This is a genomic window from Acidobacteriota bacterium, assembly GCA_016196065.1.
In the GTDB taxonomy this organism is placed as follows: Bacteria; Acidobacteriota; Terriglobia; order Terriglobales; family Acidobacteriaceae; genus Acidiflorens.
This window is the reverse complement of the sequence record JACPYL010000010.1, coordinates 940,303-965,685: the sequence shown is the minus strand read 5'-3', so window position 1 is coordinate 965,685 and position 25,383 is coordinate 940,303. Positions and strand designations below refer to the sequence as shown.

Below are 25,383 nucleotides of genomic sequence, written 5' to 3'. Positions count from 1 at the left end.
AGATTACAGCTTTGCACTCACGTAGGAGTTAATTTCGCAGCAGAGGGAAACTTCTTCGAAAACCGGAGCTGTCCAAACCATTGTGTACCACCTCATCTGGGATATGCCCTGCGGGGGTTGCAGGTTCCAAAGAGAATAGCATTGGCTGACAGCCGGGGCCAGCGGTTTTTCACTCGGAAAGGCATGGGTGCCAAGTCGCTGAAAACCCTGTACCTACCCGGCCTGGTTGGTGAAACCCCTGCCCCGCGCGGATTCTGGGGACTACCTTGACGGCGAACTTCGCTCTGCGAGAGGATGGCCACCCATGCCCTTTCGACTGACGTCTTCTCTTGCAGCACTGCTACTCGCGACCTCCCTCTTCGCTCAGTCCCCGGCAAAGAGACTGCTCACCGCGGACGACGTGTACCGCACGCAGTATGTCCACGACATCCAGGTATCGCCGGAAGGCAAATGGATTTCCTACACGCTCACCACTGTCGATCGCAAGGCCGACAAACGCCGCAATGCGGTCTGGATGGTGAACTGGGAGGGCACTCAGGATCTACCGCTCACCGCCGAGTCGTCGTCGGACTCGTCGGCGCGCTGGAGTCCGGATGGAAAGTACCTCGCGTTTATGTCTGCGCGCCCCGCGGATACGACGTCACAGATTTGGCTGCTCGACCGGCGAGGAGGCGAAGCGCGGCAACTCACCAACGTCAAAGGAGAGATTGACGACTATCGCTGGTCACCCGACAGCAATCGCCTGATGCTGGAAATGGCGGAGTCCGAAGATGCCGGTAACGATGCGACGGACGCGAAGCCAAGAGTGGCGAAGCCGATCGTCACCGACCGCTTTCACTTCAAGCGGGACGTGGACGGCTACCTGACTGCTTTGGCAGTGCCGCATATTTACCTATTCGATATCGAAAGCAAGAAACTGGAAGCGCTCACCGGCAACAAGAACGAGGAGGGCGATGCAGAGTGGTCGGCCGATGGGTCACAGATTGCTTTCGTAGCGAGCCAATTGGACGAACCCGACCAGAGTAGCGTGCACGGCATTTTCGTCGTGGACGCCCGCGCCGGAGCACAACCGCGCAAGTTGGTCAGCACGTTTAGTCCAAACGGGCAAAAGCTGGCATGGAGTCCGGATGGAAAACAGATCGCGTTCCTGCAGGGGTTGGAGGCAAAGTACAACGCATACAACATGAACCGGCTGGCCGTGATACCCGCAGCCGGCGGCACACCGAAGATTCTGACGGCGCAATTTGATCGCGGCGCGTCCGATCCTGAGTTCACGGCAGATGGTTCCGCGCTGACGTTTCTGGTGGAAGACGACCGGCGTGCGTATCTCGCGAAACTCGCAGCCGGCGGCAACGTTGAGCATGTCAACGTTGGCAATGCCGTCCTCATGGAACGCGAGAGCGGAGGAGGACACACCGCGTTGATTGCGGCCACCGATGCTTCCGCCGCGGACGTTTATGCGCTTGAAAATGGGAACCTAAGGAAACTCACCTCTCACAACGATGCTCTGCTCTCCGAACTGCAACTGGGCGCAGTTGAGGACATCAGTTTTCACAGCAAGGATGGCACGGAAGTTCACGGCATGGTCATAAAGCCGCCATCGTACGAGGCGGGGAAGAAATATCCCACACTGCTCTGGATTCACGGTGGGCCGAACATGCAGGACGACCATGCGCTGAGCTTCAGTTTGTATCCGCTGCAACTCGAGCGGCAGTATTTTGCCGCACATGGCTATGTGGTTCTCGCCATCAACTATCGCGGGGGCAGTGGACGCGGCGCGGAATATACGCGCAGCATATTTGCCGACTGGGGCAACAAAGAAGTCGCGGACCTGCTGGCGGGAATTGACTACGCGGTGCAGAAGGGATTCGCGGATCCGGAACGCCTTGGCATCGGAGGCTGGAGCTATGGCGGAATTCTGACCGATTACACCATCGCGACCGATTCACGTTTCAAGGCGGCGATCAGCGGCGCCGGCAGCGCGAACCAGATTTCGATGTACGGCAGCGACCAGTACATTGTGCAGTACCACAATGAACTGGGACCGCCGTGGCGTACTCCGGATTTGTGGATGAAACTTTCGTATCCGTTCTTTCATGCTGACCGTATACACACGCCAACGTTATTCGTAGGTGGACAAGACGATTTCAACGTGCCGATTATCGGCAGCGAACAGATGTACCAGGCTCTCAGAACACTGAAGGTTCCAACACAGTTGGTGATCTATCCAGGACAACACCATTTATTGACGAGGCCCAGCTACATTCATGATCGTCTGGAGCGCTATGTTGCGTGGTTTGACACTTATCTTAAGAATCAAAAGTGACGCCGGCTGTCACAGTTGGACCGGCACCTTCCAAATCTTGACCACGAAGGACACGAAGTCGATCCACTAAGGTACACAAAGGAAAACCTTACGCCGAGGCCTTCGTGATCCTTCGTGTTCACCTTGGTGATCTTCGTGGTTATGTTCTTGTTGCGGAAGCGGCTCAACGGTTGTCACCGGCGTAACCGCCACCTACAATCGTCAGCAACATGTCCGTGACCACATCGCTTCCCGATGTTCGCTCCCAGCGTAGTCCGTTGTTCCGCGCAATCTTGATCCTTGGCCTGGTGCTGCTCGTGATTATTCTGGGCGGCGCGGCCTGGCTCTATTCCATCGCGCGCTCAGCTCTGCCACAGATTGACGGCAGTGTCGCTGTGTCGGGCCTCTCGGGGAAAGTGCGAGTTGTTCGTGATAACCACGGTATCCCGACGATTGAAGCCGCTTCGCTTGACGACCTGTTTTTCGCGCAGGGATATGTCACCGCTCAGGATCGCCTGTGGCAAATGGATGCGATGCGCCGTGCTGCCGCTGGAGAGCTGTCTGAGATCCTTGGACCCAGCCTGCTCAAGATGGACCGTGAACAGCGCATCCTCGGCCTGCGCGCCGCAACGCAGGATACGGAAAAGGCGATGTCCGCACGCGATCGCGCATACTTCGAAGCGTACGCTCGGGGCGTGAATGCGTTCATGGAATCACATCGTGACAAGCTTTCCCTCGAGTTTCGCCTGCTGAAATATTCTCCAAAACCGTGGACGGTTGCCGATTCCCTGCTGGTCGGCGCCCGCATGGTGCAGGATCTGAATCACTACAGCTATGCGCGTGCTCTGACCCGTGAAAAAATTCTTGCCAAGCTCGGGCCCGAGCTTACTTCCGACCTGTACACGAATTCGTCGTGGAGAGATCGTCCGCCCGCGGCCACTCGTCCCCGCATCGACGAAGACAATCCCGCCGTCAGCAGCGAGGAAGAAGATGACGATGACGACGAAGGCGAACCAGTGGGTGGAGATTCCCGCTTGATCTCCGCATCGAGAGCGACCTCAGGGGCTGTGAGCCTTTACGGCACCGCTGAAGCCGCACCCTTCCACTTCTTGGTCTCCGCGCGGCCCGTCTCCGCAGAAGCGATCTTCGAGGGCTTTTCAGCCGCCGAAGCCGATCTGTTCCGACCAGGCTCCAACAACTGGGTCGTGTCCGGAGAGCATACCGTCACCGGAAAGCCCCTGCTGTCGAACGATATGCACCTCGACCACCAGATGCCCAACTTGTGGTTCGCGGCGCACCTGAAGAGTGGGACGTACGAAGTCGCCGGTGTAACTCTGCCCGGCACGCCTTTTGTCATCGTCGGCCACAATCAGCGCATTGGTTGGGGATTCACCAACGTCGGACCGACCGTTGAAGATGTATTCATCGAAGAGTTCAACGATCACGGACAATACAAGACGCCCGCAGGTTGGCGCGATCCTCAACATCGGCAGGAAGTCATCCACGTAAAAAACCAGCCGGACGTGACCCTCGACGTCGTCACTACTCGTCACGGCCCGATCATCACCGACATCGTGCCCGGAGAGACCCGCAAGATCGCGTTGCGCTGGATCCTCTACGACGGTATGACACTTCCCTTCTTCGACGTGAACTCGGCCCAGAACTGGGATGAGTTTCGCAAAGCATTTTCCGTTTTCGTCGCGCCTGGACAAAACGTGATGTACGCCGACGTCGACGGCCACATCGGCTATCAGACGACCGGCAAGATTCCCATCCGCGCGTCGGGCGACGGCAGCCTCCCAGTCAGCGGCAGCGACGACGCGCACGAATGGAAGGGCTACATTCCCTGGGACGAAATGCCGCGCGTCTATGACCCGCAATCGGGCGTCCTGGCGAGCGCGAATGGACGCATCACGCCCGACGGCTATAAATATTCGATCAGCACCGAGTGGGAAGCACCGTGGCGAACCGATCGCATCTATAGAGTGCTGGAGTCGGGCAAAAAGTTCGCGCCCGCCGACATGCTCGCCTTACAGATGGACGTCTCTTCCACCTATGACCATTTCTGTGCCGATAAGTTTGTTTACGCGCTCGATCACGCCGGCAAGATTTCCGACAAGGCGAAGAAGGCAGCCGACATCCTGCGCGATTGGGATGGACGCATGTCCGCCGATTCTGCCGCGCCGTCCATTGAAACGAAAGCTCGCAAGGAACTGGAGAGATTGATTCTTGAACCGAAACTCGGCGTAGCTCCGAGCGATCCAGCCGACAACAGCGGCACGCTGAACTGGAAGAGCTATCGCTGGGGCATGTCTACTGTCTGGATGGAGACGATTCTCACCAAGCAACCCGCTCGATGGCTGCCTTCGACCTACAAAGACTACCCGAGCCTGCTCGTGGCCGCAGTCGAGAACGTGCTCAAACAACCGGACGTCCCCTCCGACGTGAGCCAATGGAAGTGGGGCAAGATTTATCCCGTGGACGTAGAGCATCCCGTGCTCAGCCATCTCCCGCTGGTTGGAAAATTCACTGGCCCGGGCGTTCACCCCCTCAGTGGCAGTGGGTTCACGGTCAAAGCGGTCGGCAAGGAATTTGGACCATCGGAACGCGTGACCTGGAACTTTGCGGACTTCGACAAGAGCACATTGAACCTTGTCACTGGAGAAAGCGGGATATTCCTCAGCAAGTACTACATGGACCAGTGGCCCGCGTGGTACGGGGGAAGAACCTTCAACTTCGCCTTTTCTGCGGCCAACGTGGAAAAACGGAAACAACACGAGATGACGCTCGTTCCGCAGTAGGAAGGGCGGTACTCAGTACTCAGTAGCCTGCTGCAGAAACATCGAGGGCGCCCCCTATCAGAGTTGTCATCCTGAGCGAAGCGAAGGACCTGCTTTCGTCGCTGCTAGTAAGGACAACAGATCTTTCGCTTCGCTCAGGATGACAATTTCTTCGGGGGTATTTTTGGATAAGCACTCAGTGGAGTGGGGTCAACGATTTCCAGGTGCTTCAGCTTTTCCCTAAGAACGAACGCCCAACGCCGCCTGCCCTAGAAATCTACGGTCCGCACGTCCACTACTTCCCCAGACACGTCGATCTGGGTCTTCTGGAGTTTGTCGGTGGTGGTGTCGTAGATCTGCAGTTCGCCGCCCTGAACGAGGTACACAACGTTGCGGTTTGCGATCGGCTCGATGCCCGTTACGTTCCCGTTCGCTGGTGGGATCACAACCGCATCGGTCAGCGTGTCGTAGATGGACAGGCACCCGCGGACTTCGTCCCCGGTGTTCACAGCAAGAATCTCAGTACAGTCACGAGCCCCCACAAAGAGCTGTCCATTGGACCCGAGTGCCATCCGGTTATGGAGTCCGTCGGTGATCACGATGCCGGATTTCGTCACCGACAGGCTGGCGAGATCAATGACGGTCAGTAGTCCACATGAGGTTGCCGCGGTCGTTTCCCCCGTACAGGGCTGTGCGAACTGAGAGCCATCGGCATTGAACGGAATACCCGCCAGATACATCGTGGTTCCATCCACCACCGCCACGCTGCCCGCGCACACAACCGGCACAACTGAAGTGCACGCCCCGACCTGGGTGCCCGAGGTGACGGTATTTAGGTCGAGTACCTCTACGCCGGCCTGAATCCCACCGCATTCCGCGCCGCAATTGAGAACGAACGCCTGACTGTCGTCGCCACTGAAAAACGCGTTTACTGGACGATCAAAGCCCCCCACATATGTGACGGTCGGATTGCCGGTGCCAAACGTGATGACCGCGACTGAATTCGAGTTGTCGCTGAACGCCAGCACCCGATTTCCCGTGTGCCCGACTGCTACGTGCCGAACCGCCGGGATATCGATCTGTCCGGTCACCACACCATTATTCAGATTGAGAATTTCCACAACGCCCGGCGACTGTCCAACGACCGTAGCGGTAGGGACGGCGATGTAAGCGGTCAGGCTGTCGGGTGTCACGGCAAAACTCTCGGTGAAACCGGGCAACGTGATTCCGGTGGAGGCACTCTCGCCGCTGTTGCTGATCAAGGTGAATCGATTGTCGGATGGACTGAAAACCAGCGTCTGCAGACGGTTGGGAGTGACCACCATTTGGCCCGGTGTGGCGCCGGCGGCAATGGGCGCTACAAAGGCCCGCACATCTTTTTTGGCGTCTATGATCTGAATGCCCGCACCAACACCGCCTGCGGAAACATCCTGCGAAATGAAGGCGCGGAATTTAAGGCCGCTACCCCCGCCGCTTCCGCTGCCGCTGTTGGAACTGTTGCAGCTGACAAATAGAAGGGAGACGGGCAGCAGGAACCACACGAGTGTCAGGGCTCTTTTCAAACCGGGGACTCCAACAGCATGCAGGATAATCACTTAGATGTAAGAGTTGGATTATAGCAAAGCTTGAAACGTTGCCTGCGGTCCGGAACCCGGAAATCGTATCTTGCACCACGTTACGAGAAAAACTGCTTGAGAACATTCATGTTGACTTGCTCTTTCGCAACCGCCGCGCCCACCCGCTGGATATTTCCGATCTGATCGACCGCATCCATCTCGCGGACCTTCACCGGATCGATGTCGGTAAGGCCCAGTCCATCCAGCCGGGCGCGCGTCAGGCTGACCGTGATGCGCTGATAGGTGAGCAGTTTCTTCATGGCGAGTCCGGTATCCATAGACGCCAGCACCGATTCCGCCGGCGCTCCGCTGGCGCGTACCGCATCCCTTTCAGCAGTAGACACAACCACAGGTCCCGCCGGATGTTGTCCAATCAATCGCATCAGAACATTCTGCTGCAGGTTGGCATCGCCCAGCAGTCCCTTGACGGAATAGCGCGCCCAATCCAACAGGTTATAGCTGGACGCCTTGCCCTCGTCGATCGTGGCGGTGTTGAACCCGGTCCCCAGCGAAAGCAACAGCAGTTTCTCCGTGCCAGTTGGCCATCCGTAGTTGTATTGCCGGTCGGTGGCTTCCAGGAAAAGCTGGAGCGAAGGATTGTTGTAGCTACTCACGCCTCCGTCGATGAATTCGTAGTTATGGATTTGTCCTTGGTCGTCGGGTACGTTGATTTTTTGCGGCGGAAAAAACGTTGGCGCAGCGGAACTGGCTCGCACAATATGCCATAACGGCAAGGCAGCATTCGTGCCGAAATACTTCCCATTTGGGTTGTTACTGAAAAACCACGTGGTTCCCTGGGTCGCGTTCTTGGCCACAATCAAAAGCTGCGTATGTAATTGCGCACCGCCCAGCGTCGTATTCTCGCCGAAGACATCCTTCAAATGCCGCTCCAGTGGCTGACTCGGATAGCTATGCCAAAAACGTATGGGAAGAAACACTTTCGCGAAAATGTCCTTTCCGAAATCGAGATAGAAATTGCGCAGTTCTTCCGCCCTCAGTCCCAGACAGAGGCCGGCCGCCAGGATCGCTCCGGTACTCGTGCCGCCGATCAGATCGAAGCGATCGCAGAGAGGCTTTGATTCCCCGGTGATGTCGTCTAACTGCTTCTCGATCAGAATCAACGATTCGGCCGGAATCAGGCCGGCCAGTCCTCCGCCATCAATCGACAAGAGACGCTTGGGTCGAACCGGAACGAGTGGCGCTGAAGCATTCATGGCTTTCCTCAGTCTGGGGAAGAAGAAAGTTGCGGGAAGGACTCGAACATTAGTTCGACTTGCAGGCTCGTGTCAACTGGCTTGCCCCGGATGCAGCCGCCCGTTGCTTCTTGTATTCTGAAAGAGATGGCAGCAAATTTCCTCGAACGCCTGAGTAAGTCGCCCATCCTGTGCGATGGAGCGATGGGGACGCTTTTGTATTCCAAAGGCATCTTCATCAACCAGTGCTATGACGAGCTGAATCTCTCGCAGCCCGATCTGATTCGCGGCATTCACCACGAATATCTGCAGTCTGGTGCCGAGATAGTCGAGACAAACACCTTTGGCGCCAATAGTTTCCGGTTGGCCCGTCATGGGCTGGCTGATCGTGTCCGCGACGTCAACCTGGCAGGAGTCCGGCTGGCACGCGAGGCCGCCAAGAGCTTTGATGTCTTCGTCGCCGGGTCCGTCGGGCCGATCGGAGTCCGCATCGAACCGCTGGGTAAGACCTCTTTTCAAGAGGCACGCGACTCCTTTCGCGAGCAGGTCGCTGCCCTGGTCGAAGGCGGAGTCGACTTGCTCATGCTCGAAACGTTCGGCTACATGGAGGAACTCCACCAGGCTGTGCTGGCTAGCCGCGAGGTCAATCCGAAGATTCCGCTCGTCGCGCACGTCACGATCGACGAAGACGGCAACTGCCTGGACGGCTCGGACCCCGAGGCTTTTACGGCCCGGCTGGAGGAATGGAAAGTCGACGTGATCGGCATCAACTGCAGCGTAGGACCGGTCGCGATGTTGGAAGCGATTGAACGCGTGCGTGCTGCCACCAACCTTCCACTGGCGACGCAACCAAACGCCGGTATGCCAAGATCTGTCGAGGGACGCAATATCTATCTCTGCTCGCCCGAATATATGGCCAGCTACACCCGCAAATTTGTCGCCGCGGGCGTGAGTTTGGTAGGCGGATGTTGCGGGACGACTCCGGAACATATTCGCGCGATGAAGTCGGCGCTGCGTGCCGGAGAAGCGCGTCAGAAGACTGCCATCGCCGGCGTCACGCACGATCACGCAGCACCATCGACTGCGGCCACCACGCCGTTGGCGGAGCGCTCACGCCTGGGGGCGAAAATCGCTCGCGGCGAGTTTGTCGCAATGGTCGAGATCGTTCCCCCTAAGGGCATCGACATCCGCAAAGAAGTTGATGGCGCGAAGTTTCTCAAGTCGGTCGGCGTGGACGCGATCAATATTCCGGATAGCCCGCGCGCCTCCGCGCGTATGAGCAACCAGGCCTTATCTCTCCTGATGCAGCAGGAAGTTGGGATCGAAGCGATCCTGCACTACACCTGCCGCGACCGGAACGTGCTTGGCATCCAGTCGGACCTACTGGGCGCGGCGGCAACCGGTATTCGCAACCTGATCTGCATCACCGGCGATCCGCCAAAGATGGGCAACTATCCCGATGCCACGGCCGTGTTTGATGTGGATGCCATCGGACTGGTGAACATTGTCCGTAACCTGAACCGCGGACTTGACCTGGGCGGAAACACGATCGGTAAAGGTACGGGTTTTGTGATTGGTGTCGGAGCCAATCCGGGATTGCCGAACCTGGACGAAGAAATCCGTCGTTTTGAATACAAAGTAGAAGCTGGCGCTGAGTACGTCGTGACTCAGCCGGTATTCGATCTCAACTTGCTCGAGAATTTCCTGAAGCACATTGAGCATTGCCGCATCCCAGTAGTAGCGGGAATTTGGCCGCTGGTCAGCGCGCGAAACGCGGAGTTCATGAAGAATGAATTGCGAGTATCCGTGCCGGACTCGATCCTGAAGAGGATGAACGATGCACCGACACCGGAAGCGGCCCGCGAGGAAGGTATCGCGATCGCGCGCGAGATGCTGAGGGCGGTCCGCGACCGAGTCCAGGGTGCACAAATCAGCGCGCCGCAGGGACGATACAGTTCCGCAGTGGACGTGTTGGAGGCGCTCGGCTAGATCGGTAACTGCCGAATCGTTTATGTGCCGAAGTAGCACAAGAAATTTTTGAATTTGATCGATTTCATTGGACTTCACGACCAAAACACGGCATTAGAATATAGGTACAGGAGCAATAGGTTTGGCCAAGTTTGAAGAATGCCTCGAGCGTCTGGAAAAGATTGTCCATGAATTGGAACAAGGAGAGGTTCCACTGGAAAAATCTCTGACGCTGTTCGAAGAGGGCATGCAACTTTCGGCGACTTGCCGTAAACAACTGGAAGACGCCGAAGGCAAAGTAGAAATCCTGTTGAAACAGAACGGAAAGCTCCAAACCGTACCGTTCGAGCCCCCGGCCGAAAAGGCGTCACGCAAGTAACGCTGGTTCGCGCTGGATCGTCCACGCCTGTGGTAGCAGTTTGCTGTCGCAGCCAAGGCCACCGCCGAAGCGGTGAAGTAAGGGGGATGTATGGAGCCACTACACGTAGTCCTTTACCAGGATGACGCTGCCATCGCTGAAAGATTGGCGTCCAGCCTCTCACGTTACTTCCCTGTCGTTTACTTAACCCACAGTCGCAAAGAAATCCGGCCGGCGATTACTCGCTTCTCCGCGGAAGTGCTGGTGTTGGACGTGGAAACTTCGGAATCCACCGAAGTCGAACATCTTCACAATGAATTTCCCGACCTCTACATCGTCTGCACGCATCGGCTCGCAAACGATGAACTCTGGACGGAGGTCCTGCAACGGGGCGCCGCTGACATGTGCGTGCCCTGGAATACAGAAGACATCGTGAATTCGCTGACCCGCGAACACGCGCGTCGCGCTGCTGCCTGAGAATAAGTTCATCGCCACAACCGGGACGCCTGCAGGCGTCCCTTTTCATTTCTCCCCAGCCTGCTTGTTATACTGCGGTGCCATGCTGAAACAGGTTCTGGAGGAGGGGCGCGAAGCCGCCGACCGTGCGCTTGAACGGTTGTTGCCTGCTGCCACTCAGCATCCCACTTCGATTCATCAGGCCATGCGCCACAGTGTGTTCGCAGGCGGAAAGCGTCTGCGGCCGATCCTCTGCATGGAAGCCGGACGGATGGTCGCCAGCAGTCTGCCTCCTGGGATTGAAGATGTCGGGGCAGCGCTTGAGATGCTCCACACCTATTCCCTGATCCACGACGACCTGCCCGCTCTCGATAACGACGATCTCCGCCGCGGACGTCCCACCTGTCACAAAGCCTTCGGGGAAGCTATCGCCATCCTGGCCGGAGACGCACTCCAAACGCAGGCTTATGAGGTGCTTGCGCAGTTGCAGTGTCCGGCGGAAGCTCGCGTCGAGATCATTCGCGAGATTGCGCACGGGACAGGTACGATCGACGGAATGATCGGCGGCCAGGTAGTCGACCTTGAAGCGGAGCATACTCACGCGGGATTAGAGACACTCGAGTACATTCATCGCTCGAAAACTGCTGCTCTAATCACTGCGAGTGTGGTCGCCGGAGGAATCTACGCAGGCGCCACGCGTAGCCAGGTGGCCCGGTTGCGCACTTTCGGCCAATCCGTCGGACTTGCGTTTCAGATCGTCGACGATGTCCTCGACGTGACCCAGACGTCCGAGCAACTGGGAAAAACCGCGGGCAAAGATACCGCTGCCGAGAAGTCCACTTACCCGGCGCTGTTTGGGATCGAGGAATCGCTTCACAAGGCTGACGCGCTAGTCGACCAAGCCTGCGCAGAACTCTACGAATTCGGCGACCGTGCCACCACCCTTAAAGACCTGGCGCGCTTTTTGGTCGAGCGCAAGAAGTGAAATAGACGGCGCGTCGCTGCAGCGAGATTTCGGTCTCGAACTGTGTATTTCCGGGTCTTGCTCCTCCGACTCGCCAGGCGTACATTGAATTTGCTCTCGCGGTCCTCCCACCTCCTTCGTCCTCACCGCAAACGTACGCGCACGTGCTGCAATCCGTGTGCAACTAAAGGCGGTTGACGGGAAGGGGCCCCTATATATGGTGTTTTACCTCTTGACCCTTGCCGCAATCGCCGTTAGAGTTGGTGAAAAGCCGTGGTAGCTGCCCGGCCTGATGGGACAGCATCGCACCGTGGAATGAAGTTGGGAATCTAAGTAGTTAACAGGTTCCGCACGGTCACCCGGCGCACACCAGCCGATGTTGCCAGCAGATCAGAAGTGTCCGCGCACGAAGGAGTAGGCATTGCTCAAACTCAAAAGGCTACAAATCCTGGGATTTAAGTCGTTCTGCGATCGCACTGACCTGAAGTTTCACGGGGAAGGTATTGCCGCGATCATTGGACCGAACGGTTGCGGAAAATCGAACATTGCGGACGCGATCTCCTGGGTCCTGGGCGAGCAGTCGGCGAAGTCTCTGCGCGGTTCGCGGATGGAAGACGTGATCTTCTCCGGCACCGCCGGCCGTAATGCTACGGGCATGGCCGAAGTATCCCTGACGTTGATCGATCCCGAAGTGTACGCCGGGCCGGACGCCAGCGAACCCACCCAGATCGATATTCAGAACGATATCCCTGCCGGACAGGAAGATTGGGACGAAGCGGAACTGCGCGCTCAGGCCACCGCTGACACCGAGCAGGCCGTTGAAGAGGCGCAACCTGGAAAGACCGAAGAAGTAGAAGGTGCCGTTGCTCCGTCGGTCGAAGCCAGTGAAGCAGCGCCGGCTGGACTGCAAGTTGTGCTGAAGATTCGCCGCCGCAAGTTCAATCAGCAACAAGCGCATGCCGGCGAGATCATGGTTACGCGCCGCCTGTTCCGTTCCGGAGACAGCGAATACCTCCTTAACGGGAAGCTCTGCCGCTTGCGCGACATTCAGGAATTGTTCATGGGCACCGGCCTTGGTCCGGAATCCTACGCGCTGATCGAGCAGGGTCGTATTGGTCAGATCCTCAGCAGCCGTCCGACGGACCGCCGCGCCGTGATCGAAGAGGCGGCGGGAATCACGAAGTTCAAGACGAAAAAGCGTCTCGCCGAAGCTCGCCTGGAAGAAGCCAAGCTGAACCTGAATCGCGTCAACGACATTTTCGAAGAAGTCACGCGCCAGTTGAATTCGCTGAAGCGACAAGCCAGCAAAGCAGAACGTTACGCTCGCCTGCGTGACGAGATGCGCGCCAAGCTGCGTGTAGTACTGGCCAGCAAGTTCACGCAGATGGATCAGGAGAGCCTGTCTCTTGACACTCAGATCAATCAACTGGGCGAAGAGATCCGGCACCAGTCCGACGGCGTGCAACAACTGGACGCTGAACACTCCGAGCGCACGCAACGCGGCTATTCGATTGAGACCGAGTTGCGGCAGAATCGCGAACGCCTAAACCAGATCGCGATCGAAGTGGACCGCAGTCATGCCCGGCAACGCACCAACGAAGAGCGCTGCGCTGAACTGACCGTGCGCACGGCTTCTTCGGAAGCGGAACTCGCCCAGGCAACAACCCGCCTTACGGCGCTCGAAGACGAACGCAATGGCCACCAGCAGGTGTTGGAATCGGCCACTGCGGATCTGGCTGCAGCCCAGCAGGAATTGTCGGTCAGCCAGCAGGAAGTCTCTGACGCAGCTTCGGCACTCGCGATTCTGGAAATGGAACAGGAAGCATCGCGGGCAGCCATTCTGCAAGCCGTGGGTACCGCGTCCGACCTGCGCAATCAATTGACGCAATCGCAGGAACGGCTGGCTGGGGTCGATCGCGAAGAGCAGAGGCTGCGCGCCGAGATCGGGACCGCCTCGACTCAGTGCGAGACCTTCGGCGGACAGCGCGGACAGATTCAGCTGGAATTCGAAACCGTTGTTCAGCGCGCCAGCGGACTCGCGGCCGAAATCACCGACCTGCGCCGGACGCTTGAAGAGAAGCGCAAGGAAGAATCCGACACCAAGCACTATCTCGATTCGATCCGTTCGGAATACGCTACCGCACTCGGGAAGAAGGGATCGCTCGAAGCGGTCATCGCCGAACACGGGTACTCGACCGAATCCGTGCGCCGCCTGTTTCAATCAGGCGCTCTGCAAGGGGGACACGCGCCCGCCGGCGTTCTCGCCGACTTCCTGGAGGTCGATCCCCGCTACGAACAGGTGGTTGAAGATTTCCTCCGCGACGAACTCAACTACGTGGTCGTGAAGTCCTGGGATGCGGCCGATGAAGGCCTCGCCCTGCTTCGCGCCGATGTGGATGGCCGCGCCACGTTCCTCGTACATCCGGAAGATTCGCAGGCCAAGTTTTCTTTCGTGGTCGACGAGAGCCTTCGCCACACGCCTTCGAACTCCTCCGTTGTTCCGTTAAAGAGTTCGATTCGCGTGCTGAATGGATTCGGGAAATCGTTGGAGATGATCCTGCCGAAGCTCGGCAACGGCTTTATCGTCCCCGATCCGACGGTGGCTCGTGATCTGGCTTTGAGCAATCCCGACGCATTTTTTCTGTCGCAATCGGGAGAGTGCTTCCACAACGTGACCGTGACCGGCGGCAAGCAGCGTAGCGAAGGTCCGCTGTCGATGAAGCGCGAGCTGCGCGATGTTTTGCGGCTACTTGAAGAACTCGAACGTGCGCTGCGTGAGAAGGAGATGCGGACGCTCTCACTGGGCCACGAAATCAAGGACTTCACTTCCCTGCTGGATCGCCTGGAAGACGAGAAGCGCGATGCCGAAAAATCGGCCATGACGTCCGGCCATCTTCTGTCCCAGCTGAACAATGAATTGGGACGCGTTCGCGAGCGCATGGACGTGATTGAACGCGAACTGCGCCGCCTCGCCGGCGAGCGGCAGGAACAGGAAAGCCTGATCGCCGCACGCGTGTCGGAGCTGGAAACCATCGAAGAGAAACGCGCACAATTCGAATTGCAAACCGCGGACGGCCAGGAACGCCTCTCCGGCCTGCGATCGCGCCGTGATGTGGCAGCCGAAGTGGCCTCGCAAAGAGCATCGCGCGCCGCGGCGCTCGAAGAGCGTCATCGGTCCGCGGCAACGCTACTGCAACGCATTGAAACACTGGTAGCCGAGATGCGGGAGCGGGCAGGCGTTTTGCAGGCGCAGATGGAAGCCGCAGTCGGCGAAATTGCGCAGCGCCAGGCAGAGACCCTGCAACTGGCAGAGCAACTCGTAGAACTCGATTCGGAACGGAATGCCGGCGAAGCCCGGGACGGCTTGCTCCAGTTTGAATCCGAGCAGGTACGAGCCCGCGCGGTCGAAATCGAAGAATTGCTGAAAAGCACGCGCCTTCAGCTCGATCAGGCCCGTGACCGCCGCGGAGAGATTTCCGCTACCGCGGCCAAACTTCAATCCGACCTCCAGCACCTTGCCGATACTTGCCTCAACGATCTCGGCATCGAGCGGCCTGTCCTGATGGCGGACACCACCATCGTCCTGGTTGCGGGCGAGGAACTCGCCGCTGAAGATCAGGCCCAGCGCGAGATGCGGGCCCGTCTCGACGGCATGGGTCCAGTCAACATGATGGCCCTCGAAGAATACAAAGAGACCTCGGAGCGTCACCTGTTTCTCGAAACTCAGAGAAAAGATTTGCTGGATTCCATCGAGAACACAGCCGCGACCATCAAGGAAATCGATCAGGTATCGCGGCAAAAATTCGAAGAAGCCTTCGGCAAGATCAACGAGAACTTCAGCACCACCTTCCGCAAACTGTTCGGCGGCGGACACGCTTTCATGCGCCTCACGGACGAAGAAAACAGCGCCGAGAGCGGCATCGACGTGGTCGCTTCGCCTCCCGGCAAAAAGCTTCAGAACGTGTTGCTGCTGTCGGGCGGCGAGAAAGCGCTCACGGCACTTTCGTTGCTGGTCGGCATCTTCCAATATCAGCCGGCACCGTTCTGCATCCTCGACGAAGTTGACGCGCCACTCGATGAAGCCAACATCGAACGCTTCACGGAACTGGTCAAGGAGATGTCCGTGCAGACCCAGTTCGTGCTCATCACCCACAGCAAGAAGACGATGAGCATCGCGCCGGTGATGTATGGGGTGACGATGCAAGAGCCGGGCGTGTCGAAGTTGGTGTCCGTGCGATTCGGGGCAGCGTAGGGCAGCTGCGATCTCCCGGTCTATTTGCGCTGGGCTGCCATGCGATCCGCAAACTTCTTCGCAAGTACCTTCATGAAAACCGCGTAGCGGTCGAGGTGAGGCATCCCTACGATTCTCACTTCATGTCCTAATTCGAGTACTTGGTTCGTGCCGGGGTCATAGGGCGGCCAGTTCTGGAGACCATGGCCATTGGGGTCTCCGGTTGAGGCAAATCGCGTCCAGTACTCGCCCATGGTTTCGGCCAGCTTCAGGTCTGCTGCGTCCTGCTCCCACTTGCTCGGCCGAGGAAACACGTTTGATAAGAAATTCAATTCAATACCGTGGTACGCGCGTCCCGCGTATTTTCCCATGCCAGCCTTGGCAGGGTAGGTCAAGTAGTAAAAATGCACCGGCTGATTGATGCGTCGCTGGGCTTGCGCCAGTTGGTATGTGCTGCTGCCAAACTCATAGTCCGTTAACATCGCGTCCCAAACCTTGGGTGCTTCCGCATCGCTCTTTGCCGGATAAGCATCGAAGATAGTTTTCCAGTCCTCGCCAAAATCTTTTTGCAGCCAGCGCTGGTAGTCGGGTATGGTCTTCGGCGCGTCATCTACGAACAAAGCTGCCTCGTCGGCGTTGCTACCTAGTAGCAGTGGAATCGCCGCCTGCCGGCCTGCCGCGAACACAATTGCTGGTTGCTCGGGGATCACGTAGCCGTCCACCATTCCGTCAAAGAATCCAGCTGGATCGGTAGCCTGCAACACTTCTTCGGCGCTCTTCGCCCGGAGTTGCGCCAGCACGTCAGGACCGCCATCCACTCCCAGGCGATGGGCAAGTCGAACCCCGGCGGCTTCGCTGGAGTCCGTGCCACCGTAGAATGCTGTTACGCGTGTCAATTCCGGGACAAAATAGTCAGCGCACCCGTTGCTCTCGACGATGGCTCGATGGAACAGTCCACGAGCGAGCGGCGATGCCATCAGGTAGCAGATGTTTACGCCGCCCGCCGATGAGCCCATGACGGTGATGTTTCGGGGATCTCCGCCAAAGACGCCGATGTTTCGTTGCACCCACTCCAGCGAGGCAATCTGATCCATCAAACCATAGTTGCCAGACGCGTGATGTGGAGACTCAGCGGTCAGCGCCGGATGGGCAGTGAAGCCGAAAACGCCGAGCCGGTAGTTCATACTGACCAGGACGACGCCACGTCTCGCCAGAGCTGGGCCAAGCGGCGACAACTCCCCGGTTCCCCCCACATTGCCGCCGCCGTGGATCCACACCATCACCGGTAGCGGCTTGGCTCCGCCGACGTTGGTGCTCCAGACATTCAGATACAGGCAGTCTTCGCTCGTGTGATAACCAGCGTAATGCTTGAGGCTGGGAAGGGTGGCGTAGTAGCTGGCGGTATCCGCCGGCCATTTATCCTGTTGCATGCAGCTTGCTCCGAAAGCATCAGCGTCGCGGACGCCTGTCCAAGAGACTGGCGACTGGGGAGGCATCCAACGCCGAGGCCCAATCGGAGGAGCAGCATAGGGAATCCCCAGAAACATCAGCTCGTTCGCTTTGTCACCGAAACGAGCGCCTTTGAGCAGGCCGGATTCGGTGCGGACTTGCACTGCCAGTTCCGTGGCGGAGGGACCGGACTGTGCTGCGTCGGGAAGCGCGGCAAGAAATTCAAACAACAACGCGATCACTGCGACAAACCGTCCAGATCGTTGGCTCATCGTTTCTCCATAAGTTTCTTCTCCAGCACCTTCACAAAACTCTTATAGCGGTCGAGACGAGGCATTCCTTGCAGTTCGGCTCCGTCTCCACCGAACCAGGCTCCGCCGTCATCGCCCGGGCGTAGAGGAACTGTACCAACAGCATACTGATCGCGACTGTTCGCAGAGTTGAGATTGCCCTGCCCGTTACTCTGTCCGGCATGCTTGAGCGCTTCAATCGACTCTCCTGGTCGTCATTGTCTGACAGTGCGCGATTTTCGAGCAATCGGTGGGAGATGCAAACGCTGTAGAATCACAATTCCGCTGCAACATGCCGAGGACGAATTATCCTCCGCCATCCTCAGTTTTTCCACACCACAGCTATGCCAGACGCCTTATCCCGCAAGGCTTCTCACCGATCCCCGAACTGTCAATCTTTTTCACTCCCATAGTGACGTTTACCAGCCCATCTTGATAACGGAAGTCGTTGACAAATTTTTCTCGCCAGTTAGAATACGCGAGGTTTTTTGCTACTAGAATTACATCATGAGCCCTGAACTCCTCGACCCCGTCCTTTTGCAAACCGACTACCCTGAGCTTGAGTTGCATGCCAGCGGAAAGGTGCGCGACGTTTATAACCTCGATGGCGACCATTTGTTGTTCGTCGCAACCGATCGCATCTCGGCATTCGACTACGTGCTGGCTACCGGCATTCCGCACAAGGGCCGGGTGCTCACGCAGATTTCCTTGTTCTGGTTCGACTTTCTCAAGGACGTCACACCCAACCATTTCGTGACCGCCGATGTTGATCGTTATCCCGCCGCAATCCGTTCGCATGCTGAGGAACTGCGCGGCCGGTCGATGATGGTCATGCGCGCGGATATGTTCCCCGTCGAATGCGTGGTGCGCGGCTACCTCTCGGGCTCGGGATGGAAGGAATATCAGGCCAGCGGCAAAGTATGTGGCATCCAACTGCCGGCAGGATTGAAAGAGTCTGACAAGTTGCCAGAGCCAATCTTCACGCCCGCAACCAAAGCGACCACTGGTCACGATATCAACATTTCATTCGAGGAAATGTGCAAGCTGGTCGATCCCGAACTCAGCCGGCAGCTCCGCGACGTGAGTTTGAAGATCTACCAGAAAGCGTCCGACTACGCGCTGCAGCGCGGCATCATCATCGCCGACACCAAGTTTGAATTTGGCATCACCGCCCAGGGCATCACGCTGGCGGATGAAGTTCTAACACCGGATTCTTCCCGCTTCTGGCCGGCCGACACTTATCAACCGGGTAAAGTGCAGAATTCTTACGACAAGCAGTATGTACGGGATTACCTCGAAGAAATTCGCTGGAACAAACAGCCGCCCGCGCCTGCCCTCCCCCAGGACGTAGCACGGCGGACCAGCGAAAAGTATCTCGGGGCGTATCGCCAGCTCACAGGACGCGAGTTGGAGATTTAGCAACCGGCGCTCTGGAGCACAATCATGGGCGTTGCGGACTGGATTATCCTTGCATTCCTGGTGTTCTCGGTGGCCACGGCTGCCTGGGAAGGCTTTTTCCATGAAGCCTTCGGACTCGCAGGCCTGGTTGTCGGGTATCTGCTGGCAGCCTGGCAATACCGGCGCCTGGCGGACTGGTTTGGGATATTCCTGAAGCAAACGTGGCTGGGTGATCTAAGCGCGTTTCTGATTATTTTCTTTGCTGTATTGCTGGTTGCCGCGCTAGCAGGACGGTTAACGCGTTGGATGATGAAGGAAGCGGGCTTGTCCGCGATTGATCGGACACTCGGCGGTGTGTTGGGCTTGCTGAAAGGGAGCTTGGTCGTGGCGATCGTACTCGTAGCCATGGCTGCTTTCGCGCCCACTGCCCGCTGGATGCCGGGTTCGCAACTGGCTCCATACTTCATGGTCGTGGGTAGGGCGGCGATTTGGCTTGCACCCGAGGAATTGCGTCACCGGTTCGACCAGGGCTTGGAATATCTGCGGAAGGCGCAAATTCCACCTCCGCCGCCGAATACTCCGGCCCGGTAGATCGCCAGGAAGAACTATAGTTGCAGCACTGTCTCAAGATCTGAGAATCGCGGAAACGAGAGGACTTCGTGAAAGATCAACTGGAAGCACTCATATTTCAAATGGTTCGCAGCAACATCCTGTACTCAGAAGCCGTCCGCGAGTTCAAGAAACGGTTCATCGTCACGGTGCTGGAGGAGAACCGCGGCAACCAGTGCAAGGCCGCGCGGGAGCTGGGCATGCACCGCAACACGCTCAGCCGCACCATGCAGGAATTGAAGATCGATGTGCGGCAATTGCGCGAAGGCACCAAGCGTCCCCCTCGCAGCGCTCGTCCGATCGCGCTGGAGCGCAAGGTCGTTCGTTAGCGCGATCCAGCCTGAGAAATCAAACCCTCTGCAATAAAAAAGCGGTCCCAATTTTGGGACCGCTTTTCTGTTTCTATTACAGATTGCTTAGTTAGCCGCCGGCTTCTTGCGAGCAACCGGCTTCTTGGGAGCAGCGGGCGCGGCCTTGACCAATAGGGCGCCGTCTTTCATCGTCATCACAAACGGCTTGGCGACGTAAGAAACAGGCGTTCCCTCAAACTGAAGGTCGGTATCGGCCTTCGGCATTTGACGGACCGGAATCGCTGCGGTCATGGTCAGATCGATGTCCGCTCGCTTGGCTTCAATGTCATCGGAACTGCCGGCAAGCTTCAGGCTCTTCGCGGAATCGATGCTCATGATATGAGCAATCATTTGCAGCGGTTTCCCGTTCAGAACTCCCCAAACCTTGTCCGCATCCTCCTGTTTGCCTTCCGAGAGGCACAACTGCCACTCGGCGAAGCTCATTTCCTCAACCTTCTTCGTCTTCAGTAAGTCAGCACATTGATCGGCCGGAGTGGGCGGAACGTACTGGCTGATCTTCGTATTCAGATCGGCGGGTGGCAGTGTAGTCGACGAAGTCAGCGTGAGCAGATCGCCCCAACCTTCTTCGCTGCCGTGGTATTTGACGAACTTGCTCTTGCCGAATTTGATCACGTCCGCCTTGCCCTTGGGGTCGTTGATCAGGTTCGCGGCACGCGCGATGAAAAACAGGCCATCCAGCGATTTTTCCGTCGGACCCGGCGTGAGATAAGCCAACGCGAGTGGATAGATGTTGTTCACATCAGTCGGTTCGCCCTCGACTGCTGCCCGCAAATTCTGCTGGGCCTTGGCGTAGTCTTTGTTCTGAAACGCGGTCATGCCAACGGCGCCGTTGAAAATTACGCCGGTCTGAGTCTTGAATTTCTGAAAGTCGGCGTCGGCCATGCCTTCCGGCTTCGGCCACGTCGGCAACACGGCCAAACCTTTTTCACCGTATTGCGCAGCGTCCGCCAAATCCTGCGGCGTCTTCGCCGTGATGCGTTTCCCTACGACCAGCAACGCCAGGGCTTTCAGGTTGCTTGCGTCCACCGCGATGACCTTTTGCGCGGTCTCAACCATCTTGGCAACGTTGCCCGTCTGCTGGTATGCACCCATCAGCTGTTCCAGGGCTTCTTCCTTCATCACGCTGTTTGGATACTGCGTGACAAAGGCCTCGAAACCGCTGACCTTGGCTGCCGGATCCTGTTGTCCGAACGCGCCGATGTAGGCGTTGTATTCGGCGGGATCTTTGATTTCTTTCTTCGCTGGCGCGGCCGGCGCGGCTGAGCTCTGCGGCGCAGGCGCCGGAGCAGCAGTGGTTTGAGCGACGGCGGCAATGGCAGTTACCAGCAACATCGCGACAAGAATCTTCTTCATTACTTAGGCTCCTTAACTCTTTGGGGAAGCTGGAATCGACATCCTGACCGGCGCACCCGAGCTTCGTGCCGGGCTCCACCTCGAACAAACAGGCGAAGGTCCCGCGAATCCTAGACCGCTACAAAATGTACCGCGGCCTGCGATTAATCCGGTGTGCGGATTATAAGGATGTCATCCTGCTAAGGCAAGACGTTTGCACACCTTAGCGCCTCCTATGTGCTTCGATGCGGAAATCGGGAGAGGCGGATGGATTCTGCCGCTCCCGTCGCCTACCCTAAAAGAGTTACGATCCTACCCAAAGGAGCTATCCCATGACCCACGGACCCAAAGCGGACCTGACCGGGCAAGTCGCGGTCGTCACTGGTGCCGGGCGAGGTATCGGTGCCGCGATCGCCGCCTCTCTCGCGGGTCTCGGCGCGCACGTTGTTCTCTGCGGACGCGCTCTTCCGCCTCTTCAAACAACCTCCGCAGAAATCAATAAACAAGGCGGAAACAGCACGGCCATGGCATGTGACGTGGCGGATCTGCGTTCAGTCGAGGCCCTGGCGAAGCAGGTTGAGGCGAGCCTCCGCCGTGTTGACATTCTGGTTAACAACGCCGGAATAGGCGTTTTTGGCACTCCTCTGCACCAGCTATCCCCCGAGGATTGGGATCGCATGATGAACACCAACCTGCGCGGCGTCTACTACTGCATTCGCAGTTTCGCTCCGCTGATGATCCGAGCCCGCAGCGGACACATCATCAACATCTCGTCGCTTGCCGGGAAGAATACGGTGCCGAATGGCGCTGCCTACTCCGCTTCCAAGTGGGGACTCAACGGATTGACGTATACCGTGGCGGAAGAATTACGATCGCACAACATTCGCGTGTCGGTGGTCTGTCCCGGATCGGTGCATACCGACTTCAGTCCGCACGCCGGAAAGAGCGCTGACAAGATGTTGCAAGCTTCGGACGTCGCGCATGCGGTAGAAATGCTGGTCACGCAGGCTCCGCAGAGTTTCGTGAGCGAAATCTTGCTGCGGCCGACCCAGAAACCGTAGCAAGGTTTCCGTCGATCGTATCCACAATCAGTCTTTGAATAGATTGTCGAACGCTGCACGCGCATCGTTGGGGCGTGCAGTGCCCTTGCTCGACGTTTCCTTCTCGAGCGCGACACGCATGGAAAAAAACGAGCATTCGTTGCGCTTGTCTTTGGGGGCGATGCGTTCCGGAATGGGCTGGTTACATTCAAACCGGCTGGCGGGCTCAAAGTGTTCGCACTGCTTGCAGGAGTGCAGATCAAATCCACATTTCGGACATTGCCCCAGCGGCTCGGCGATGGACTGCAGGAGGTTTCCGCACTGCGCACAGCGTGATACCGTACGCGTTCCCGGCATGTTGAGTGGCCGTGGGCCGAAAGTATTGTCCCGGCGCGAAGGAGCGGAGGACGGCTGCTCCATTTTCTTATGCGGTTCTCTGTCCGAGTCCTGATAACCATGCTGCCGGTATTTCGCCAATGAATGCCCTCCGGGGAATGCCTAATTCTCTGCCTTTCGGGCGCCGCACACAAGAGCTCGATTCTTGTAACCACTGTGGACAGCCCCCCGGCCCGGCGCTCACGAGTAAGATAGTCATTCGTCTAAATCTTGGATATCTAGCCGAATCCCTACGTGTACGCAACCCAATACCTCCGGTGGCTCCTGCTGGCGCTCGTGTGCTCGGCCCATCTTCTTGTGGCCGACGACTCCAATTTCGGCAAGATTCGCATTCCACACGTGGACTCTCCACCTCGCATCGAAGAGTTTCTTACCATGGAACCGAGCCCAGCCTGGCAAGGCAAGCTGGCCAAGGCAGAGCAGTTCCGCCAGCGTATCCCGAGCGATGGCGCCGCGTCGACCGAGCGTACCGACGTCTATTTCGGATATGACGCGAAGAGTCTCTACGCGATCTTTATCTGCTTCGACCGGGAGCCCCAGAAGCTGCGCGCGCGCCTGTCGCGCCGCGAAGATGTGTTCGACGACGACTTCGTCGAACTCATGCTCGACACCTTCAACGATCACCGCCACTCCTACGCGTTCTTTTCCAATCCTCTCGGCGTGCAATCCGATGCCCTGTGGTCGGAAGGCCCTGGCGCGAACGACCAGAATTTCGATATGTCGTTCGATACCGTGTGGAACTCCGCCGGACGACTAACTGATCGCGGCTACGTCATTTGGATGGAAATCCCATTTCGCAGTTTGCGCTTTGCTTCGAGCGATCCGCAGACCTGGGGAATCCTGCTCGCCCGCGATCTTCCTCGAAAAAACGAGCAGGCATTCTGGCCACAATATTCCAGCCGAATTCAGGGGCGATTGAACCAGGCAGGGCAGGCGACTGGCCTCGAGAAAATTTCGCCCGGTAGAAACTTGCAACTGATACCTTACGGAGTTTTTCGTTCGTTCAAAGAACTCGACCTGCGCGATCCAAATGATCCACGCTACACCCAACGAACGGCATTTGGGCAGATTGGGTTGGACGCAAAAGCGGTAATCAAGGACAAGTTCGTCCTCGACGCCACGGTGAATCCGGATTTCAGTCAGATCGAGTCGGACGACCCGCAGATCACAGTCAATCAGCGCTTTGAAGTCCAGTTTCCTGAAAAGCGTCCCTTCTTTTTGGAGAACTCGAACTACTTTCAGACGCCAATTCAACTTCTCTTTACACGCCGCATCGCCGATCCCAAATTGGGTGTTCGATTGACCGGCAAAGACGGCCCTTGGGCGGTCGGAACTCTGATCGCGGAAACGGATTCACCCGGCGAAGCGGTGACGCCACCCAGTGAAGGCGTTCAAGGCAATCCTTTGTTTGGCAAGCACGCGCTGTTTGCGATCGGGCGCGTCAGTCGCGATATTGGCAAGCAATCGTCGGTCGGCTTGCTTTATGCCGATCGTGAGGCCGGCGGATTCTTCAATCGCGTGGGAAGCGTGGACGGGCACTTCAAGCTCAATGAAAACTGGGTTGCAACACTGCAAGGCGCTTTCAGCGCAACCATCAACCCGGAGGACGACAACTTCAACCTGTTCGACACCAACGGGCGCTACCAGGCAGGATCGGCGGGATCGGTCGTTGTGCAACGCGATGGCCTGAAGCTGAATTATTTTCTGGACTACGAAGACCGCAGCCCGAATTTCCGCACACTGACAGGATTCGATCCGCAGCCCGACATTCACAACCTGAACCAGAGCCTGCGCTATACCTTTCGTCCCGAGGGCAAGCACCTGATTTCATGGGGGCCAAGGTTCGAGCACTATCTTGCCTACGATCACGAGGGGAACGAAATCGGCTCCGGCTACTTCCCTTCTCTGCACGTGGAGTTGATTGGGAAAACGTTCCTGACGGCGCTTTACGCGAAGGAAATGGAGCAGCTGAAAGCGTCCGACTTCGACGGCATTAACGGGATTCAGAAATACACGCGCCACACCACCGAGTTCACGCTCGACACGAACTACTTCCGTCTGTTTTCCGTGCACGCCGACTACCGCTGGGGCCAGCGCATCAATTACGACGCACCGTTAGACCCGAACGATCCCACCCATACCCGGAGCCTCGCGCCTTTTCTGGCGAGCCGCAACAGCGCCAACGTCCAACTCACAGTGAGACCTACCAAATCGCTGAAGATCGACAACACCTATATTCTGTTCCGTCTGCATCACTGTGCGAACTGCGACTCCCCACTCGGGAGCTTGAACAACCACATCATTCGCACACGCGTGAACTACCAGTTCAACAAGGAACTTTCCTTCCGCTTCATCGGACAATACAACGCCGTCCTGGTTACTCCGAACTTCACTTCCCTGCAGACGACGAAAAGTTTCAATACCGACTTCCTGATCACGTATCTCGTCCATCCCAGCACTGCGATTTACGTGGGATACAACAATAATCTGGAAAATATCGTGAACCCGCCGCAACTGGATGCCAGCGGAGATCTAGCGAGAGGCGGGCGCCTGCTCAACGATGGCCGGAACTTCTTTGTGAAGGTGTCGTACTTGTTCCGGTTCTAGTAATCCCAAACAAGACGGGT

Annotated in this window: 18 protein-coding genes; 12 read left to right on the top strand and 6 right to left on the bottom strand. The window is 57.5% G+C overall.

The window, feature by feature from the left end; translation table 11 throughout:
• Positions 1-3: 3 nt before the first annotated feature.
• Positions 4-96, bottom strand: coding sequence for a pyrroloquinoline quinone precursor peptide PqqA (gene pqqA, locus HY010_07360; GenBank protein ID MBI3475534.1), 93 nt, complete (start codon positions 94-96; stop codon positions 4-6).
• Between the two features lie 208 nt (positions 97-304).
• On the opposite strand from pqqA, the gene HY010_07355 reads away from it, so the two are divergent.
• Both HY010_07355 and HY010_07350 read left to right on the top strand, forming a co-directional pair.
• A complete protein-coding gene (locus HY010_07355) occupies positions 305-2,326 on the top strand; it encodes a S9 family peptidase (GenBank protein MBI3475533.1) in 2,022 nt (673 codons plus the stop codon).
• 209 nt (positions 2,327-2,535) lie between these two features.
• On the top strand, positions 2,536-5,106 hold the full coding sequence (locus HY010_07350) for a penicillin acylase family protein (GenBank protein ID MBI3475532.1): 2,571 nt from the start codon (positions 2,536-2,538) through the stop codon (positions 5,104-5,106).
• 248 nt (positions 5,107-5,354) lie between these two features.
• On the opposite strand, the gene HY010_07345 is transcribed toward HY010_07350, so the two are convergent.
• Positions 5,355-6,647, bottom strand: coding sequence for a hypothetical protein (locus tag HY010_07345; GenBank protein MBI3475531.1), 1,293 nt, complete (start codon positions 6,645-6,647; stop codon positions 5,355-5,357).
• A gap of 113 nt (positions 6,648-6,760) precedes the next feature.
• The gene (locus HY010_07340; protein MBI3475530.1) at positions 6,761-7,915 is read right to left on the bottom strand and encodes a patatin-like phospholipase family protein; all 1,155 of its coding nucleotides are present in this window, start codon (positions 7,913-7,915) and stop codon (positions 6,761-6,763) included.
• A gap of 126 nt (positions 7,916-8,041) precedes the next feature.
• Between HY010_07340 and HY010_07335 the strand changes: the two genes are divergently transcribed.
• The 5 genes from HY010_07335 (at position 8,042) to smc (ending at position 15,892) form a co-directional block, all read left to right on the top strand.
• Entirely contained in the window at positions 8,042-9,883 is a 1,842-nt protein-coding gene (locus HY010_07335) for a bifunctional homocysteine S-methyltransferase/methylenetetrahydrofolate reductase (GenBank protein ID MBI3475529.1), read from the top strand.
• Between the two features lie 121 nt (positions 9,884-10,004).
• Entirely contained in the window at positions 10,005-10,241 is a 237-nt protein-coding gene (locus HY010_07330) for an exodeoxyribonuclease VII small subunit (GenBank protein ID MBI3475528.1), read from the top strand.
• A gap of 90 nt (positions 10,242-10,331) precedes the next feature.
• Positions 10,332-10,697, top strand: a complete 366-nt coding sequence (locus HY010_07325) for a hypothetical protein (GenBank protein ID MBI3475527.1) — start codon at positions 10,332-10,334, stop codon at positions 10,695-10,697.
• Positions 10,698-10,779: 82 nt separating this feature from the next.
• On the top strand, positions 10,780-11,661 hold the full coding sequence (locus tag HY010_07320) for a polyprenyl synthetase family protein (GenBank protein ID MBI3475526.1): 882 nt from the start codon (positions 10,780-10,782) through the stop codon (positions 11,659-11,661).
• A 400-nt stretch (positions 11,662-12,061) separates the two neighbouring features.
• A complete protein-coding gene (smc, locus tag HY010_07315; GenBank protein ID MBI3475525.1) occupies positions 12,062-15,892 on the top strand; it encodes a chromosome segregation protein SMC in 3,831 nt (1,276 codons plus the stop codon).
• A 20-nt stretch (positions 15,893-15,912) separates the two neighbouring features.
• Here smc and HY010_07310 read toward each other — a convergent pair whose 3' ends face one another.
• Positions 15,913-17,592 (bottom strand): carboxylesterase family protein, encoded by a 1,680-nt coding sequence (locus HY010_07310; GenBank protein MBI3475524.1) that lies wholly within the window; start codon positions 17,590-17,592, stop codon positions 15,913-15,915.
• 525 nt (positions 17,593-18,117) lie between these two features.
• Here HY010_07310 and HY010_07305 point away from each other — a divergent pair.
• From HY010_07305 to HY010_07295, 3 genes are all read left to right on the top strand, one after another.
• The gene (locus HY010_07305; protein ID MBI3475523.1) at positions 18,118-19,029 is read left to right on the top strand and encodes a phosphoribosylaminoimidazolesuccinocarboxamide synthase; all 912 of its coding nucleotides are present in this window, start codon (positions 18,118-18,120) and stop codon (positions 19,027-19,029) included.
• Positions 19,030-19,053: 24 nt separating this feature from the next.
• On the top strand, positions 19,054-19,599 hold the full coding sequence (locus HY010_07300; protein ID MBI3475522.1) for a CvpA family protein: 546 nt from the start codon (positions 19,054-19,056) through the stop codon (positions 19,597-19,599).
• 68 nt (positions 19,600-19,667) lie between these two features.
• Positions 19,668-19,946, top strand: coding sequence for a histidine kinase (locus HY010_07295; protein ID MBI3475521.1), 279 nt, complete (start codon positions 19,668-19,670; stop codon positions 19,944-19,946).
• 87 nt (positions 19,947-20,033) lie between these two features.
• Here HY010_07295 and HY010_07290 read toward each other — a convergent pair whose 3' ends face one another.
• A complete protein-coding gene (locus HY010_07290; GenBank protein ID MBI3475520.1) occupies positions 20,034-21,341 on the bottom strand; it encodes a hypothetical protein in 1,308 nt (435 codons plus the stop codon).
• Between the two features lie 311 nt (positions 21,342-21,652).
• On the opposite strand from HY010_07290, the gene HY010_07285 reads away from it, so the two are divergent.
• Complete coding sequence (locus tag HY010_07285) at positions 21,653-22,381, top strand: SDR family NAD(P)-dependent oxidoreductase (GenBank protein MBI3475519.1); 729 nt, start codon at positions 21,653-21,655, stop codon at positions 22,379-22,381.
• A 27-nt stretch (positions 22,382-22,408) separates the two neighbouring features.
• Here HY010_07285 and HY010_07280 read toward each other — a convergent pair whose 3' ends face one another.
• Positions 22,409-22,837 (bottom strand): hypothetical protein, encoded by a 429-nt coding sequence (locus HY010_07280; protein MBI3475518.1) that lies wholly within the window; start codon positions 22,835-22,837, stop codon positions 22,409-22,411.
• 153 nt (positions 22,838-22,990) lie between these two features.
• On the opposite strand from HY010_07280, the gene HY010_07275 reads away from it, so the two are divergent.
• Positions 22,991-25,363: a carbohydrate binding family 9 domain-containing protein gene (locus HY010_07275; GenBank protein MBI3475517.1), complete on the top strand. Its 2,373-nt coding sequence runs from the start codon at positions 22,991-22,993 to the stop codon at positions 25,361-25,363.
• The last annotated feature ends 20 nt before the right edge of the window (positions 25,364-25,383 follow it).